At 71.9% G+C, this 16,215-nt stretch carries 20 protein-coding genes; 7 read left to right on the top strand and 13 right to left on the bottom strand.

Annotated elements, in window-relative coordinates:
• Window positions 1-56: 56 nt before the first annotated feature.
• Complete coding sequence (locus M3673_RS17935; protein ID WP_193666274.1) at window positions 57-455, bottom strand: helix-turn-helix domain-containing protein; 399 nt, start codon at window positions 453-455, stop codon at window positions 57-59.
• 112 nt (window positions 456-567) lie between these two features.
• Window positions 568-1,548, bottom strand: coding sequence for an asparaginase (locus M3673_RS17930; RefSeq protein WP_251535362.1), 981 nt, complete (start codon window positions 1,546-1,548; stop codon window positions 568-570).
• 88 nt (window positions 1,549-1,636) lie between these two features.
• Here M3673_RS17930 and cysC point away from each other — a divergent pair, with 88 nt between their 5' ends.
• Together cysC and M3673_RS17920 are read left to right on the top strand one after the other, a co-directional pair.
• A complete protein-coding gene (gene cysC / locus M3673_RS17925) occupies window positions 1,637-2,920 on the top strand; it encodes an adenylyl-sulfate kinase (RefSeq protein ID WP_251535360.1) in 1,284 nt (427 codons plus the stop codon).
• An 85-nt stretch (window positions 2,921-3,005) separates the two neighbouring features.
• Entirely contained in the window at window positions 3,006-4,064 is a 1,059-nt protein-coding gene (locus M3673_RS17920) for a sulfite exporter TauE/SafE family protein (protein ID WP_251535358.1), read from the top strand.
• Here the strand turns inward: M3673_RS17920 and gmd are convergent.
• A complete protein-coding gene (gene gmd / locus M3673_RS17915) occupies window positions 4,032-5,069 on the bottom strand; it encodes a GDP-mannose 4,6-dehydratase (protein WP_193666277.1) in 1,038 nt (345 codons plus the stop codon). The genes M3673_RS17920 and gmd overlap by 33 nt on opposite strands.
• A 211-nt stretch (window positions 5,070-5,280) precedes the next feature.
• Between gmd and cysD the strand changes: the two genes are divergently transcribed.
• Window positions 5,281-6,195 (top strand): sulfate adenylyltransferase subunit CysD, encoded by a 915-nt coding sequence (gene cysD, locus M3673_RS17910; protein ID WP_251535356.1) that lies wholly within the window; start codon window positions 5,281-5,283, stop codon window positions 6,193-6,195.
• Window positions 6,195-7,490 (top strand): sulfate adenylyltransferase subunit 1, encoded by a 1,296-nt coding sequence (locus M3673_RS17905; protein ID WP_056863430.1) that lies wholly within the window; start codon window positions 6,195-6,197, stop codon window positions 7,488-7,490. The genes cysD and M3673_RS17905 overlap by 1 nt, the downstream gene beginning before the upstream one ends.
• 84 nt (window positions 7,491-7,574) lie before the next feature.
• On the opposite strand, the gene M3673_RS17900 is transcribed toward M3673_RS17905, so the two are convergent.
• From M3673_RS17900 to M3673_RS17880, 5 genes are all read right to left on the bottom strand, one after another.
• Complete coding sequence (locus M3673_RS17900; protein ID WP_056863429.1) at window positions 7,575-7,871, bottom strand: DUF1416 domain-containing protein; 297 nt, start codon at window positions 7,869-7,871, stop codon at window positions 7,575-7,577.
• Window positions 7,871-8,734, bottom strand: a complete 864-nt coding sequence (locus tag M3673_RS17895) for a sulfurtransferase (RefSeq protein WP_193666278.1) — start codon at window positions 8,732-8,734, stop codon at window positions 7,871-7,873. Before M3673_RS17895 ends, M3673_RS17900 begins: the two co-directional genes overlap by 1 nt.
• 67 nt (window positions 8,735-8,801) lie before the next feature.
• Window positions 8,802-9,257: a DUF4395 domain-containing protein gene (locus M3673_RS17890; RefSeq protein ID WP_193666279.1), complete on the bottom strand. Its 456-nt coding sequence runs from the start codon at window positions 9,255-9,257 to the stop codon at window positions 8,802-8,804.
• Window positions 9,258-9,548: 291 nt separating this feature from the next.
• Window positions 9,549-10,046 carry a thioredoxin family protein gene (locus M3673_RS17885; protein WP_251535354.1) on the bottom strand — a complete coding sequence of 166 codons (498 nt, stop codon included), beginning with the start codon at window positions 10,044-10,046 and terminating at the stop codon, window positions 9,549-9,551.
• 69 nt (window positions 10,047-10,115) lie between these two features.
• Entirely contained in the window at window positions 10,116-10,391 is a 276-nt protein-coding gene (locus M3673_RS17880; RefSeq protein ID WP_193666281.1) for a MoaD/ThiS family protein, read from the bottom strand.
• 113 nt (window positions 10,392-10,504) lie between these two features.
• Between M3673_RS17880 and M3673_RS17875 the strand changes: the two genes are divergently transcribed.
• Entirely contained in the window at window positions 10,505-11,239 is a 735-nt protein-coding gene (locus M3673_RS17875) for a response regulator transcription factor (RefSeq protein ID WP_193666282.1), read from the top strand.
• Window positions 11,240-11,257: 18 nt separating this feature from the next.
• On the opposite strand, the gene M3673_RS17870 is transcribed toward M3673_RS17875, so the two are convergent.
• Entirely contained in the window at window positions 11,258-11,566 is a 309-nt protein-coding gene (locus tag M3673_RS17870; RefSeq protein ID WP_251535352.1) for a MerR family transcriptional regulator, read from the bottom strand.
• Window positions 11,567-11,696: 130 nt separating this feature from the next.
• Between M3673_RS17870 and M3673_RS17865 the strand changes: the two genes are divergently transcribed.
• Window positions 11,697-12,125: an Hsp20/alpha crystallin family protein gene (locus tag M3673_RS17865; RefSeq protein WP_056863424.1), complete on the top strand. Its 429-nt coding sequence runs from the start codon at window positions 11,697-11,699 to the stop codon at window positions 12,123-12,125.
• Window positions 12,126-12,186: 61 nt separating this feature from the next.
• Here the strand turns inward: M3673_RS17865 and M3673_RS17860 are convergent, their stop codons facing one another.
• Window positions 12,187-13,263: a YihY/virulence factor BrkB family protein gene (locus M3673_RS17860; RefSeq protein ID WP_251535350.1), complete on the bottom strand. Its 1,077-nt coding sequence runs from the start codon at window positions 13,261-13,263 to the stop codon at window positions 12,187-12,189.
• A gap of 78 nt (window positions 13,264-13,341) precedes the next feature.
• Here M3673_RS17860 and mshD point away from each other — a divergent pair, with 78 nt between their 5' ends.
• On the top strand, window positions 13,342-14,172 hold the full coding sequence (mshD, locus tag M3673_RS17855; RefSeq protein ID WP_251535348.1) for a mycothiol synthase: 831 nt from the start codon (window positions 13,342-13,344) through the stop codon (window positions 14,170-14,172).
• Window positions 14,173-14,199: 27 nt separating this feature from the next.
• On the opposite strand, the gene M3673_RS17850 is transcribed toward mshD, so the two are convergent.
• The 3 genes from M3673_RS17850 to M3673_RS17840 are packed head-to-tail and all read right to left on the bottom strand — an operon-like array spanning window position 14,200 to window position 16,128.
• Window positions 14,200-15,150, bottom strand: coding sequence for a folate-binding protein (locus tag M3673_RS17850; RefSeq protein WP_251535346.1), 951 nt, complete (start codon window positions 15,148-15,150; stop codon window positions 14,200-14,202).
• Complete coding sequence (locus tag M3673_RS17845) at window positions 15,147-15,626, bottom strand: Fur family transcriptional regulator (protein WP_193666285.1); 480 nt, start codon at window positions 15,624-15,626, stop codon at window positions 15,147-15,149. The genes M3673_RS17850 and M3673_RS17845 overlap by 4 nt, the downstream gene beginning before the upstream one ends.
• 7 nt (window positions 15,627-15,633) lie before the next feature.
• Window positions 15,634-16,128, bottom strand: coding sequence for an FABP family protein (locus M3673_RS17840; protein WP_193666286.1), 495 nt, complete (start codon window positions 16,126-16,128; stop codon window positions 15,634-15,636).
• Window positions 16,129-16,215 lie beyond the last annotated feature (87 nt).

Raw genomic sequence — 16,215 nt, 5'->3', positions numbered from 1 at the left:
TCTGTTTCCTCCTGTGGGGTCGGTCCGGCTCCGTGCCGGACCTGGGTGGTGGTCGCTCAGGCCTCGTCGCCGGCGGCGGCCGGGGAGGTGCTCTGCCCGGTGGCGTTCAGCGCGAGGAAGCTCTGGTAGACGTCGAGCAGGGACTGCTTCTGCCGCTCGGTGAGCGCCGTGTCGTTGAGCACGGCGATCTCCACGCTGCCGCCGACGCCGTCGTCGGGGCTGACGATGCCCGCGTGGATGTAGAGCTGCTCCGCCGAGATGCGCAGCGCCTTGGCGATCTGCTGGAGCACCTCGGCGGAGGGCTTGCGCAGCCCGCGCTCGATCTGGCTGAGGTAGGGGTTGGAGACGCCGGCCTGCTGGGCGAGCTGCCGCAAGGAGAGCTGCGCTGTGGTGCGCTGCTCCTTGAGGTAGTCGCCGAGCGAGACGACGGTCTTGCCGACCTTTCCCTGTGCCATGCGTTCCATGGTGCTAGCAATTGCTAGCGCTTGCAAGCGCTAGCACTGTGCACCGCCTCACACGGCCGGGCCTATTCCCGCTAGCACCGCTAGCACACCCTTCCGGATGAGCTCAGAAGCAGGCCGCGATCCGCCCGACCGGCACTCCCCCGCCCAGCAGCACCAGCTCACCCGTGCGCCGCACGGCCTCCCCGTCCACCCACAGCTCGGCGTCGACCCCGCTGCGCCGCAGCGCCTCGGCCATCAGCACCGGGCGCACCCGCGGGGCGCCGTCGTCGGTCTTCAGCGCGAAGGCCCGCCCGTCGGGCAGGGCGACGGCGTAGCAGGACTCCGCGCCCGCCTTGCCGATCGCACCCGGCAGGGCGGTGAGCAGGGTGAGCTCGTCGCGCCGGGTGCCCGACACGTTCTGCGGGAAGGCCCGGATCGCCTCGGCGATCCGGCGCTCGGGGCCGTCCTCGGCCACCGCGAGGGCGCGGAAGGCCCGTGCGAGACCGACCAGCGAGGTCGACAGCAGCGGCGCGCCGCACCCGTCGACGGCCACGGTGTCCACGGCCTCGCCGGTGAGCCGCTCGAAGGTGGTCCGGAGTGCGACCTGGAGCGGGTGGTCGGCGTCGCGGTAGGTCGCGAGGTCCCAGCCGTTGACCGCGCAGGTGACGAGCATGGCGGCGTGCTTGCCCGAGCAGTTCATGAGCACCGGCGCCTTGGCGCCGCCGGCGCGGATGACGTCCTCACGGGCCTGGTCGTCGAGCGGGTAGTCGGCCGGCGTCAGCAGCAGGCTCTCGTCGAGCCCTGCAGTGGCGAGGATGCGCCGGACGCCGTCGATGTGGAAGGGCTCCCCGGAGTGCGACGCGCAGGCCAGCGCGAGCAGGTCGGGCGGCAGGTCGAGGCCGGCCTCGACCATGCCGAGGGCCTGCACCGGCTTGTTGCACGAGCGCGGCAGGATCGGCGTCTCGACCGCGCCGACCGACCACTCCACGGCTCCGTCGGCGCTCAGCGCCACGACCGATCCGTAGTGGTGGCCCTCGACGAATCCGGAGCGCTGGATCTCGGCGACGACGACGGGCATCTCGGCTGCTGGCTGGGCTGAGGACATGCCCGCGAGGTTAGCCGCGTGCCTCGCTCCGACCGACGCCGAGTCGACCGCTCAAGTCCCCTCGATTACTCCGCTTAGGATGGCGGCCGTGCCTGCCTCCTCCGTGCCCCAGCACTGCCCGACCCCACGAGAGCTCGACGACCTCGAGCTGCTCACCACCGGGGCCCTCGCGCCGCTGACGGGCTTCAACCAGGACGGCAGCGTCGTGACGCTGACCCTCCCGCCCGACGTCGACGAGGCGGCCCGGGCCGCCGGTGCCGTCGAGCTGGTCGACCCCGAGGGCCTGCCGCTGGCGCGCGCGCCCTGGCCGACCGGACCGGTCGAGGCCCTGACCCACGCGCAGTACGGTCCCTTCCGCGACCGCCACCTCTCCCCCGCCGCGGTCCGCGACCAGTACGCCGGCCGCACCTTCGTGCCCGTCGCCGGCCCGCTGGGCCTCGACCAGCTCGCGCGGCTGCGCGAGGTCGGCCCCGTCGCGCTGCTCGCCCTCGTCGGCACCGGCACGGCGGACCTGTCGCCGGTCGCCCTGGTCCGGGCCACGCTGGCCGCCGCCGCCTCGCTGCCCGACGCCGTCGTCGTGGCCGTGCCGCTGGCCTCCCACGAGGACGCCGAGGCCGACCACGCCCTCGGCGTGCAGGTCGTGGAGACCTTCGCCGCCGGCGACCCGGTGCTGGCCCTGCCCGACGCCGGCGACGACGCCGATCTCCCTGACGACGTCGCGGCCATCGTCGACCGCGACCGCCCGTCCCCCGAGGACCAGGGCCTGGTGCTCTTCTTCACCGGCCTCTCGGGCAGCGGCAAGTCGACATTGGCCCAGGCGCTGATGGACCGCGTGCTCGAGCAGGGCCGGCGCAGCCTGACCTCCCTCGACGGCGACGTCGTGCGCCGCAACCTCTCGGCCGGCCTGACCTTCTCCAAGGCCGACCGCGAGACCAACATCCGCCGCATCGGCTGGGTCGCCGCCGAGGTCTCCCGCCACGGCGGGCTGGCCGTGTGCAGCCCCATCGCCCCCTTCGACGAGACCCGCCAGCAGGTGCGCGAGATGGTCGACGCCGCCGGCGGCGCCTTCTTCCTGGTCCACGTCGCCACCCCGCTCGAGGAGTGCGAGCGGCGTGACCGCAAGGGGCTCTACGCCAAGGCCCGCCGCGGCGAGATCCCCGAGTTCACCGGCATCTCCTCGCCCTACGAGGAGCCCACGGACGCCGACGTCCGCGTCGACACCACGGGCCGCTCCATCGACGACGCCCTCCACGACGTGCTCCTCGCCCTGCGCGACGCCGGCTACCTCGACCTCCTGTCGGGCGCTCAGCGACCTGCGGCGCGTGTCGACTCCTCGACCCCGGCGACCCTGTCGACGGGGCCCACGCCGTGAGCGCGCCCGCGTCGCCCGCCACCCGGATCGATGATCTCCTGCGCGTCGTCGTCCCCGCCCTCGTCGGATCCAGGAGGATCCCCGCATGACCGAGATCCTCACCCTGACCGCGCTCTCGATCCTCGCGGCGGGCTTCCTCGTCGGGATCGTCGTGGGGCTGACCGGCATGGGCGGCGGCGCCCTGATGACGCCGGCCCTGATCTTCCTCGGCGTCGGCGGCGGTGAGGCGGCCACGATCGTGACCGCCGACCTCACCGCGGCGGCCGTCTACAAGACCGGCGGTGCCGCCGTGCACGCCAAGGAGGGCTCTCCGAACTTCAAGATGGCGGGCTGGCTGATCCTCGGCTCGGTGCCGATGGCCTTCGCCGGGCCCTACCTCGTGCACTTCTTCACCACCGACGAGGAGCAGCTCGACCGCGTCCTGAAGCTCAGCATCGGCTTCGCGCTGCTGCTGGCCGCCTTCACCTACGCGCTGCGGCTCTACGTCAACCTGCGCCGCGTGCGCGCCGGCGGCCCCACCGGCGACCCCGACCCCAAGGTCCGTCCGATCCCCACGCTGCTCGTGGGCGCCCTGGGCGGCATCCTGGTCGGCATCACCAGCGTCGGCTCGGGCTCGGTCATCATGATCGCGCTGCTCATGCTCTACCCCGGCCTGTCGGCGGTGAAGCTGGTCGGCACCGACCTGGTCCAGGCCGTGCCGCTCGTGCTCGCCGCGGCCATCTCCAACATCGCCATCAACGGCCTCGACTGGGGCATCGCGATCCCGCTCATCATCGGCTCGGTGCCCGGCACCATCCTGGGCAGCAAGATCGCCCCCAAGGTGCCGCAGTCGTTCATCCGCCGCGGCATCGTGGTGGTGCTGACCATGTCGGGCGTCGCGCTGCTCGACAAGGCCGGCTGGGCGCCCCTGGGCCGCGAGGAGACCCACCCGGTCCTTATCGGCGTCATCGGCCTGGTCATGGCCGTGCTGGTGCCCGTCGTCTGGGGCTTCCTGCGCAAGGGCCAGGGGCTGCCGATGTTCGGCGCCCCGACCGTCTCCGAGCTCGACTCGTGGTCCTACGGCGGCTCGCGCACCGACCGTGCGGCCGCACGGGCGGGCGTCGGGGAGGGCTCAGGCCCGACCGACGACCGGCCAGTCGGTTAGCACCGGGCGGTCGATCCAGGTCGGACCCTCGTGCTCGAGGGCCTCGAGGTCGGCGTCGACCATGAGCCGGGCCAGCTCCGGCACGTGCACGGTGGCCTTCCAGCCCAGCTCGGCCTCGGCCCTGCCCGGATCGCCCAGCAGCGCGTCCACCTCGGTGGGCCGCAGGTAGCGCTCGTCGAAGCGGACGTGGCGCTCCCAGTCGAGGCCGACGTGGTCGAAGGCCGCCGCGACGAAGTCGCGCACGCTGAAGTCGCGGCCGGTCGCGAGGACGTAGTCCTGCGGCTCGTCGGCCTGCATCATCCGCCACATGCCCTCGACGTACTCCGGGGCGTAGCCCCAGTCGCGGACCGCGTCGAGGTTGCCGAGGTAGACGTGGTCGGCTCGGCCGGTCTTGATCGCCGCCACCGCGCGCGTCACCTTGCGGGTCAGGAAGGTCTCCCCGCGACGCGGGGACTCGTGGTTGAAGAGGATGCCGCTGACCGCGAACATCCCGTAGCCGTCGCGGTAGTTGCGGGTCATCCAGTGCGCGAAGACCTTCGAGACGCCGTACGGCGAGCGCGGGTGCAGCGCGGTCTCCTCGCTCTGCGGCGGGTTCACCGCGCCGAACATCTCCGAGCTCGACGCCTGGTAGAACCGCGCCGGCACGCCGCTGGCCCGCACCGCCTCGAGCAGCCGCACGGCCCCCACACCGGTGACGTCGGTGGTGTGGGCCGGCTCGTCGAAGCTGACCCTGACGTGCGACTGCGCGGCCAGGTTGTAGACCTCGTCGGGCTGCACCCGCTCGACGAGCTGGATCAGCCGTCCGGCGTCGGTGATGTCGCCGTGGTGGAGCAGCAGGCGCGCGTCGGGGTCGTGGACGTCCTGGTAGAGGTGGTCGATCCGCGAGGTGTTGAAGGTGGAGGACCTCCGGAGGAGGCCGTGCACCTCGTAGCCCTTGCCGAGCAGCAGCTCGGCCAGGTAGGAGCCGTCCTGCCCGGTGATACCGGTGATGAGAGCGCGCTTCATGGAACCCCTGCGTCCGACGATGGTGACGCAACGCTAGCGGGGGCCCGGACCGCCGACCGCCCCCGCCGCCCCCGCGACCGCCGGTGCGCACCGGGCCGTCCTCCCGGCCGGCTTTGTGCCCTATGACGCGCGACAACGTGGACGTTTCATGCCCCGGGCCGCGCCGGGTCTACGATGAGGGCTGCTGTCCCGAGGAGAGGTCCCCTTTCGCATGCCCGAAACGCACGCCGACTACCGGCTGAGCCAGCTCGACCAGCTGGAAGCGGAGTCGATCCACATCTTCCGTGAGGTCGCAGCGGAGTTCGAGAAGCCCGTCCTGATGTTCTCGGGCGGCAAGGACTCCATCGTGATGCTCCGCCTCGCCGAGAAGGCCTTCTACCCCGCGAAGATCCCCTTCCCGGTGCTGCAGGTCGACACCGGTCTCGACTTCCCCGAGGTGCTCGCCACCCGCGACTCCTGGGCCGAGCGCCTGGGCCTGCGCCTGATCGTGGCCTCGGTCGACCAGGCCATCGCCGACGGCATCGTCGTCGACGACGGCAAGACCAGCCGCAACCGCCTGCAGATCGGCACGCTGCTGAACGCGCTGGAGGAGGGCCAGTTCACGGCCGCCTTCGGTGGCGGTCGCCGCGACGAGGAGAAGGCCCGCGCCAAGGAGCGCGTCTACTCCCACCGCGACGAGTTCGGCCAGTGGGACCCGAAGATGCAGCGCCCCGAGCTGTGGAGCCTCTACAACGGGCGCCTGCACGAGGGCGAGCACATGCGCATCTTCCCCATCTCCAACTGGACCGAGCTGGACATCTGGGACTACATCGGTCGCGAGGGCATCGAGATCCCCTCGATCTACTACTCCCACCAGCGCCGCGTCTTCGAGCGCGACGGCATGCTGCTGAGCGAGAACGACCTCAACCCGCTGCGCGCGGGCGAGACCGTCTCCGAGCGCACCGTCCGCTTCCGCACCGTGGGCGACCTCAGCCAGACCGGCTGCGTGGAGTCTGACGCCGACACCATCGAGAAGATCATCGAGGAGGTGGCGGTCGCCCGGGTCACCGAGCGCGGCGCCACCCGCGGCGACGACCGCTTCTCCGAGGCCGCCATGGAAGACCGCAAGAAGGAGGGCTACTTCTGATGGCCGCCAGCGACACCGAGACCACCGAGACCATCACCACCAACATGGACCTCCTGCGGTTCGCGACCGCCGGGTCGGTCGACGACGGCAAGTCGACCCTCATCGGTCGCCTGCTGCTCGACTCCAAGTCGATCTTCGAGGACCAGATGGAGGCCGTCGAGGCCACCAGCCAGTCCAAGGGCTACGACTACACCGACCTCGCGCTGCTGACCGACGGTCTGCGCTCCGAGCGCGAGCAGGGCATCACCATCGACGTGGCCTACCGCTACTTCGCGACGCCCAACCGCAAGTTCATCATCGCCGACACCCCGGGCCACGTGCAGTACACCCGCAACATGGTCACCGGCGCCTCCACCGCCGACCTCGGTCTGGTGCTCGTCGACGCCCGTCAGGGCCTCACCGAGCAGTCGCGCCGCCACGCGGTGATCCTGTCGCTGCTGCGGGTGCCCCACCTCGTGCTCGCGGTGAACAAGATGGACCTCGTCGACTACTCCCAGGAGGTCTACGAGAAGATCCACGCCGAGTTCACCCAGTTCGCGACGAAGCTCAACATCCCCGACCTCGAGGTCATCCCGATCTCGGCCCTGGCCGGCGACAACGTCGTCAACCGCTCCGAGAACATGGGCTGGTACTCCGGGCCCACCCTCATGCACCACCTCGAGCACGTGCACGTCGCCTCCGACCGCGACCTCATCGACGCGCGCTTCCCCGTGCAGTACGTCGTGCGCCCGAAGTCCGACGAGCACCACGACTACCGCGGCTACGGCGGCCAGGTCGCCGGCGGCGTGCTCAAGCCGGGCGACGAGGTGGTCGTGCTGCCCAGCGGCATGACCTCGAAGATCGCCGGCATCGACCTCTTCGACCAGGAGGTCACCGAGGCGTTCCCGCCCATGTCGGTGACCGTGCGCCTCGAGGACGACGTCGACGTCTCGCGCGGCGACATGATCGCCCGGGTCAAGAACGCCCCGCAGCCCAGCCAGGACATCGACGCGATGGTCTGCTGGATGACCACAGCGCCGCTCAAGCCGCGCCAGAAGCTGGCCATCAAGCACACCACCCGCAACGCCCGCGCCCTGGTCAAGGACATCCAGTACCGCCTGGACGTCAACTCGCTGCACCGCGACCAGGAGACCAAGGAGCTCGGGGTCAACGAGATCGGTCGCGTCACCCTGCGCACCACGGTGCCGCTGCTGTGCGACCCGTACTCGAAGAACCGCACCACCGGCTCGTTCATCCTCATCGACGAGGCCACCGGCATCACCGTCGGCGCCGGCATGATCAACAACGCCGGCTGACCCACGCCCAGCACGACGAAGGCCCCCGACCGCGAGGTCGGGGGCCTTCGTGCGTGACGCGCAGGCGGCGCCTGCGCGCGAGGCTCAGATCGCGACGACGACCTCGGCCACGCTGCCGACGGCGGCGTGGACCCTCTTGTCGACGGGCTCGGCCTTGGGGGCGAGGGTGCGCAGGGTCCACTCCCCCTCGCCGGCGAAGAACCGGAAGTGACCGGTGGCCGAGGTCGGGACCTCGGCGGTGAACTCGCCGGTGCGGTCGAGCAGGCGCACGTAGGCGTTGCCGACGGGCTCGCCGTCACGCACGACCTGGCCCTGCACGATGGCCTCCTTGGCGACGTTGACGCCGTCGAGAGACAGACCGCCCTCGGTCGCGCCGCACATCAGGCGCCCTGCCCGTCGGCCTGGCCGGGCTCGTCGCCGAGGGCGACGGGCACGCCGACGAGCGAGCCGTACTCGGTCCAGGAGCCGTCGTAGTTCTTGACGTTCTGGTGTCCGAGGAGCTCCTTGAGCACGAACCAGGTCAGCGACGAGCGCTCACCGATGCGGCACAGGGCGATGGTGTCCTTGGAGTCGTCGATGCCGGCCTCGGCGTAGAGGGCCTTGAGGTCCTCGTCGGACTTGAAGGTGCCGTCGTCGTTGCAGTTCTTGCTCCACGGCACGTTGATCGAGGTCGGCACGTGGCCGGCGCGCTGGGCCTGCTCCTGCGGGAGGTGGGCCGGGGCGAGGAGGCGACCGGCGTACTCGTCGGGGCTGCGCACGTCGACGAGGTTCTGCGCGCCGATGGCGGCCACGGTGTCGTCGCGGAAGGCGCGGATGGAGCGGTCCTGCTCCGAGGCGGTGTAGCTGGCCTTGTCGCGGGTGGGCAGCTCGTCGGTGAGCTCACGGGAGTCGAGCTCCCACTTCTTGCGACCGCCGTCCATGAGCTTGACGTCGTCGTGGCCGTAGAGCTTGAAGTACCAGTAGGCGTAGGCCGCGAACCAGTTGTTGTTGCCGCCGTAGAGGATCACGGTGTCGTCGTTGGAGACGCCGCGCTCGGAGAGCAGCGCCGAGAACTGGTCCTTGGCGACGAAGTCGCGGCGCACCTGGTCCTGGAGGTCGGTGGTCCAGTCGAGCTTGATGGCGCCCTTGATGTGGCCCTTGTCGTAGGACGTGGTGTCCTCGTCGACCTCGATGACGACGACCTTCGGGTCGTCGAGGTGGTCCTCGACCCACTGGGTCGAGACGAGGGAGTTCTCGCGGCTCATGTCATTACCTTTCTGTTGCGCCCTGCGGCGCGGGGGTCTGGTGTGTGCTTCGTCGGAGGGACGGCGCTCAGGCGGTGGCGCGCTTGATCAGGAGGTACATCTCGCAGCCCAGGCAGAACCGGAAGACGGCGTTGAGCAGGGCGGCGACGAGGGCGAGGCCGATCGCGACCTGCGCGAGCAGCACGACGCCGGTCAGGTAACCGACCAGGGCGACCAGGGTGAAGACGAGACCCACCGTCTGCGCGAAGCGCGGCGGGGCCGGGTCCTCGAGCTCGTCGGGCGGCGAGAGCCGCGGGCGCACGACGGTGCGGAACAGCCAGGCGTGGGGCGTGTGCTGCACGCCGCGCGCCGCCCCGAGGGCGAAGAACGCGGCCTGCACCGCCGTGAGCACGGCGGCCGGGGTCGGCGGTAGGACCAGCACGACCAGGAGGACGACCGCGGTGAGCGTGGCGGTGAGCTGCGGCCCCCGGGGGTCGATGCCGGCGCCGGTCGGGGCGGACGGGCGGGTGCTGGTGGTGGACATGTCTCTCCTGCTCGGACGAAGGCGGCGGCGCCGGAGCGCCTCGCTGGCGGGTCGAGGGACGACCGCACCGAGATTACTGCACTGGATCAGTCGACTTACGAGTCGAGACGCGGCAGCTCGGTCAGGGCGTGCGACACAGCGAGGAGCGCACGCGGCAGTGGTCCACTGCGCGTCGCTTCGTCAGCCAGGTCGAGGACATGGGTCCAGGGTACGGCGACCCGCTGCTCACCGACGACACGACATCTCGCCCCGTGAGACGGCGGTCCGTATGGCGGACAACGCCGCGGACGCTCACGCCCGACCGAGCGCCTGCAGCACCTGCTCCTTGCGCGGGGCGCCGGCCGCGCGGGCGACCTCCACGCCGGTGGCGTCGAGGACCAGGGTGGTCGGCGTGCGGAGGACGTCGAGGCGCCGGACCAGGTCGAGGTGGTGCTCGGCGTCGACCTCGAGGTGCACCACGCCGGGCACGACGTCGGCGACCTCACTCAGGGTGCGCTTCGTGGCCCGGCAGGGCGCGCAGAAGGCACTGGAGAACTGCAGCAGGGTCGCCTGCCGGCCGAGCCGGGCGGAGGGGACGGCCTCCAGGACCGCTTGCCAGGTCGCAGGAGCGCCGGGGACCTCTGCCGCCACGCGCTGCCCGTCCGCCGGCGGGGCGTCGTCAGCGGACGGCTGCGCGGCCGCCGTCCCGGCGCGGGCCGAGGAGAACCGACCGTCGGTGCGCAGACGGTGGAGACCGAAGGCGAGGGCGACGACGACCGCGACGAGGGCGATGACGATTCCGGAGGACACGGGTGGTCAACCGCACGGGGGCGGCCGTTGTTCCGGTCGGGGTCCTGGCCGTGGTCCCGGCCGCCGCGCCTAGCCGCCCGCGAAGGGCGGCAGGAACTCCACCGAGCCGCCCGGCTCCACGAGGACGGTGTCGGGGTCGCGGCTGCCGACCGGCTGCTCGCCGACCAGCGTGGAGCACACCGCCAGCACCGCGGGCAGGTTGGTGCCCGGGTGGAGCGCGGTCGCACGGCGTACGACCTCGGCGAGCGAGATCGGGCCGCTCACGTCGATCCGGTCGCCACCGACGCCGGCCGCCGCCTTGGCGCCGGCCCAGTAACGAACGTGGATGATTTCGGTCTCATTCACTTTGGAACCTTCCAATGTGTCCCCGGAGTTTCCTAGTGTGTCCTGCGTAGCACCTCGCCGGAGCCCAGCGTTGCGTTTCGGTCGCCTGCCCCATCCTCTGGGAGGAGACCACCGTGAGCACCCTTCTACTGCTGACCAGTGCCCTGCAGCCGTCCGCCGAGGTGCTGCCCGGGCTCTCGCTGCTGGGACACCAGGTCAAGATCCTGCCCGCCGAGGGGAGCGCACTGCTCGAGGCCCCCGACTCCGACCTCCTCCTGGTCGACGGACGACAGGACCTCGCCCACGCCCGCGACCTGTGCCGGCTCATCCGCACCACCGGCACCGACGTGCCCGTGCTGCTCGTGGTGACCGAGGGCGGCCTGGCCGTGGTCAACCACGACTGGGGCATGGACGACGTCGTGCTGCACACCTGTGGGCCCGCCGAGCTGGAGGCGCGGATCAAGCTGGCCATCGGCCGGCTCAACGCCCGTCGCGAGGCCGCCGACCCCGACGCCCACGTCATCCGCTCCGGCGAGGTCGTCGTGGACGACGCCACCTACACCGCCAAGATCGGCGGCCGGTCGCTCGACCTCACGTTCAAGGAGTTCGAGCTGCTGAAGTTCCTCGCCCAGCACCCGGGCCGGGTCTTCAGCCGCCAGCAGCTGCTGCAGGAGGTCTGGGGCTACGACTACTTCGGCGGCACCCGCACCGTCGACGTCCACGTGCGACGGCTGCGCGCCAAGCTCGGCCCCGAGAACGAGACCCTCATCGGCACCGTGCGCAACGTCGGCTACCGCTTCGTGCTGCCGACCAAGGAGAAGGGCGCCGTCGAGGCCGACGCGCGCACCGGGCGGTCGGTCGACGCCTGACCGGGGCCGCTCGCTCCGTCAGCCGCCCTCCGCCGTGCGGAGCCGGCGGCGCAGGGCCGCGACCTCGTGCTCGAGGGCGAGGACCCGGGCGATGCCGGCGAGGTTGAGCCCCTCGGCCAGCAGCTCCCGGATGCGGTGCAGGGTGGCGATGTCGCCCTCGGAGTAGAGGCGGTTGCCGCCGTCGGTGCGCTCGGGCGTCAGCAGTCCGCGGCGCTCGTAGACGCGCAGGTTCTGCACCTCCATGCGCACCATCCGCGCGGCCACCGAGATGGCGAAGACGCCCTCCTGAGCCGTGCTGTGCTGCGTGCTGCGCTGCTGTGTCGACACGGTCCACCTCCGCGCTTGAACCTACGTCATCTCTGCGGTACAACAAACCTATAACCGTTGATACACATGACGGGCTCACGCAGACCGTCACCACCGCATCGACCACCAGAGACGACCAGGAGGACACGCCATGCTGCTGCGCACCACCGACCCGTTCCGCGACTTCGACCGCCTGACCCAGCAGCTGCTGGGCACCACCAACCGCCCGGCCGCCATGCCGATGGACGCCTGGCGCGAGGGTGACCGCTTCGTCATCGAGTTCGACCTGCCCGGCGTGGCCCGCGACAGCATCGACCTCGACGTCGAGCGCAACGTCCTGACCGTGCGCGCCGAGCGCGTGCGGCGCAACGGCGACTGGGAGCGCCTCGCTTCCGAGCGCACGACCGGCAGCTTCAGCCGCCAGCTCGTGCTGGGCGACAACCTCGACCTCGAGCGCATCGAGGCGACCTACGACGACGGCGTGCTGCGCCTGGTCGTGCCGGTGGCCGAGAAGGCCAAGCCGCGCAAGATCGAGGTCGGCTCCGCCGCTCCGCAGGAGACCGCCGCGCTCGAGGCGTGAGCACCCCGCCGGGGTGAGTGGGAGGAGGGCCCGGGCGAGTCCGCCCGGGCCCTCGCTCGTGTCAGCCGTCCTCGCCCCGCGACGTGCGCAGCCGGCGGCCCCTCTCGACGTCCTCGCGGCGCTTCTCCTCGGCCTTCTCCAGGCCCTTGGTCATGCGCGGAGGCAGCTGGAGCTCCTCCTCGGCGGGCAGTCCCGCCTGCAGCTCGCGGCCCCGCTCGAGCTCGGAGTCGAGCTCGGCGCCGAACAGGAGCGCGAGATTGGTCAGCCACAGCCACAGCAGGAACACGATGACGCCGGCCAGCGAGCCGTAGGTCGTGTTGTAGCTGGAGAAGTTGGCGACGTAGAAGCCGAACGCCGCCGAGACGAGCACCCAGGTGAGGATGGCCAGGACGGCGCCCATCGAGACCCAGCGGAACGTCGGCTGCTTGATGTTGGGCGTCACGTAGTAGAGCAGCGCCACGATCAGCACGACCACGGCGAGCATGACCGGCCACTTGGCGATGCTCCACACCAGCACCGCGGTGTCACCGAGACCGATCGCGTCGCCGACGGCCTGCGCGGCGGGACCCGTGACCACGAGGCCCACGGCCACCAGGGCCACGAGCACCACCAGCACGGCGGTCAGCGCCAGCATCACGGGGCGCAGCACGTAGAACGGGCGACCCTCGCCGGTCTCGTGGATGCGGTTCATCGCACGACCGAAGGAGCCGACGTAGCCGCTCGCGGACCACAGGGCGGTGGCGAGCCCGACGACCAGCGCGAGGCCGGCCCCGGGCGCCGCGGCCAGCTCCAGCAACGTGGGCTCGACCGTGTCGGCGGCCGACCCGGCGCCGACGTCGCGCAGGATCTGCAGCAGCGTGTCGACCGTTTCCGGGCCGCGCCCCACCAGGCTGACCAGCGACAGCAGCGCGATCATCGCCGGGAAGAGGGCGAGGACGGCGTAGTAGGTCAGCGACGCAGCGACGTCGGTGCACTGGTCCTTGGAGAACTCGCGCATCGTCTTGCGCGCGACGTAGATCCAGGAACGCTTGGTGAGGTCGGTCGGCGAGTCGGGCTTGCCGTCGTCGTCGGGGTCGCGGTGCTCGCGCGCGCTCGTCGTGGCTGCGGGCTCGGCGCTCGTGTCGGGGTGGGGACTCATCCCTCCACCGTCCCCGCTGGCACCCCGGACCCGCGCCACCCTGCAGGGTGGACGCCGGGCCCGCCTAGGGTGGCCGGCGTGGACAGGGCGGACGGGATGGACGAGATCGAGCGGATCGCTGCGGCGGCCGAGGCGCACGACGGGGCGGCACCCCTCGACGAGGCCACCTGGCGCACGCTGCGGCGCCACCCCGAGCGCGCCCGTCACCGGGTGGTCGACGGTGGCTTCGCGCTGGTGGTCGGGCGCGAGCTCACCGTCGTGGTGGACCCGCCCGCGCGGGGCGCCGGCGTCGCGTCGGGGCTGGTGTCGGCGGAGCTGGCCGAGGCCGGCGGGGGCGAGCTGCTCGCGTGGTCGCACGGCAACCACCCCGCGGCGGCGGCGCTGGCCGCGGCGTACGGGTTCGAGCGGGTGCGTGACCTGTGGGTGATGCGGCGGGCCATGGCCGAGCCGCTGCCCGGTCTCGTCGTGCCCGACGGGGTCACGGTGCGCTCCTACGTCGACACCGACGCCGACGAGGTCGTGCGCGTCAACGCCGCGGCCTTCGCGCACCACCCCGAGCAGGGGGCGATGGACCGGGCCGAGCTGGCCGAGCGGATGGCGGAGGCGTGGTTCGACCCCGCGGGCCTCGTCGTGGCCGAGCGCGACGGCTCGCTGGTCGGCTTCCACTGGACCAAGCAGCACTCCCCCGACCTCGGCGAGGTCTACGTCGTCGGCGTCGACCCGGTGGCCCAGGGCCAGGGCCTGGGCCGGGTGGTCACGCTGGCGGGGCTGCACCACCTGGCCGGGCTCGGGGTCGGCGAGGTGCTGCTCTACGTCGAGTCCGACAACGAGGCCGCGGTCGCGACGTACTCGCGGCTGGGGTTCGGGCACGCTGCGCCCGACACCCACGTGCAGTACCGCCGGGGCTGACGAGCCCGGGAGCGCCCCGGCTCCGCCTCAGCGCAGCGGGCGCACGTGCAGGCCGACCTCGGGGTCGACGACGACCTCCTGGGCGGCGGGCATGCCCTCGACGTCGAGGGTCGCGTCGAGGGGCACGTTGCGCTTGACCATGGCCAGGGCGATGGGGCCGAGCTCGTGGTGGCGCGCGGAGGTGCCGACGAAGCCGATGACCTTCTCGCCGTGGCGCAGCTCGGCGCCGCGGGTGGGCAGACGGTTCTCGGTGCCGTCGAGGTGCAGCAGGGTGAGACGCCGCGGCGGACGGCCCAGGGTGTGCACGCGGGCGACGGTCTCCTGGCCGCGGTAGCAGCCCTTGTCGAGGTGCACCGCGGGGCCGACCCAGCCGGCCTCGTTGGGAATGGTGCGCGCGTCGGTGTCGAGACCGTGGCGCGGCTCGCCGCGGGCGATGCGCAGCGCCTCGAAGGCCCACAGGCCCGCGGCCGGCCCGGCGGCATCGGCGTACGCGTGGAGCTGGTCGCGGGGCACGAGGTCGTAGCCCTGGGTGCTGGCCCGCCAGGTCACCGCGAGGTCGGTGGTGACCTCGGTGAGCTCGACGCGGGTCATGAACTTCATCCGCTCCAGGAAGCCCAGCAGCGCCCCGGCGGCGCCCGGCTCGGTGTGTGCGACGAAGGCCTCGCCGTCGTCGACGCCGGTGAAGGCGTGCTCGACGTGGCCCTGCGGGCTGAGGATCAGCGCGGAGGTCCAGACACCGGGGGCGAGGCCGGTGAAGTACTGGCTGGTGAGGCTGTGCAACCAGGTCAGCCGGTCGGGGCCCTCCAGGCGCACGACGTCGCGGTGGGAGAGATCGACGAAGCCGTTGCCGGCCTCGAGCGCGCGCTGCTCGGTGTTGAAGGAGCCGTAGTGCGCCGCCACCGGGGCGTCGACACCGTCGCCGGCGACCGCACCGGGCAGGGAGAGCAGCGTGCTGGGCGTCGGGCGGGGGTCGCTCACGGGGTGTCCTCACGGTTGGCCGAGCAGTCCTGGCAGTGGCCGAAGACCGTCAGGTGCCCGATGTCGACCACGAACTGCTGCTCGGCGGCCAGGCGTCCGACCAGATCGGCGGCCACGTCAGCATCAACGGAGGTCACCCGCTCGCAATTCCGGCAGACCAGGTGGAAGTGCTCGTGGTCGGTCACGGAGTGGTACGTCGGGGCCCTGTCGGACAGGTGGGCGTGACGGACCAGGCCGAGCTCCTCGAGCACCTCGAGCGTGCGGTAGACCGTCGAGACGTTGACCGCGGTGGAGTGGCGCCGCACCTCGGCCAGCACCTCGTCGGGCGTGGCGTGGCCGAGCCGTTCGACCGCGGCGAGGATGAGCTCGCGCTGCGGGGTCAGCCGGTAGCCGCTGCCGCGCAGCCGGCTGCGCAGGTCGGCCGGGGGCCGGGCGCCCCCGGAGGCGGACGCGTGGTCGTGCTCGTGGTCGGCCATCGGCGGGTCAGGCCCTCTGCAGGCGCGCCCACAGGTGCGGCTGGAGCGCCTGGCCGACCGCGGCCATGTCGTAGGCGTAGAGCAGGTCGCCCTCGACGTTGCCGTAGAGACGGTGGCCGGCGGTGACCTCCTTGGCGGTCTCGGTGCGCGCGACCGCGTCGGTGGCGAGCTCGAGCTTGCCGTCGGCGGCCTCGCCGTACCAGATCTCCACGAAGCCGGTGTTGTGCGTGAGCAGCAGCTCCACCTTGCCGGCCTCGGGGCAGCGCAGGAAGCCGGTCTCCTGGGCGGCGTCGCGGACCTTCTGGCCCTGCTCGTCGACGATCCACGAGCGCGCGAAGTAGTGGATGAAGGGGCGACCGTCCTGCTGGAAGATCAGCTCCTGCTGGTAGTCGTAGGGCTCGATCGTCGGGTAATCGCCCTTGCCGCTGCCGCGCCACGTGCCGAGCATCCAGGCCAGCGGGCCGCAGTGGGGGTGGAGGTTGTCAGGGAGCTGGAAGACCACCGGGTCACTCTAGCGGCGCGCCCTCCCGCCCACCGACGGCCGAACTCCTGCTCGTGGTGGTGCCGCGCTGGCTGACCTGGAGCCCTC

This window comes from Nocardioides sp. P86 (genome assembly GCF_023712465.1).
Taxonomy (GTDB): domain Bacteria; phylum Actinomycetota; class Actinomycetes; order Propionibacteriales; family Nocardioidaceae; genus Nocardioides; species Nocardioides kribbensis.
This window is presented reverse-complemented; position numbering and strand designations above follow the sequence as displayed.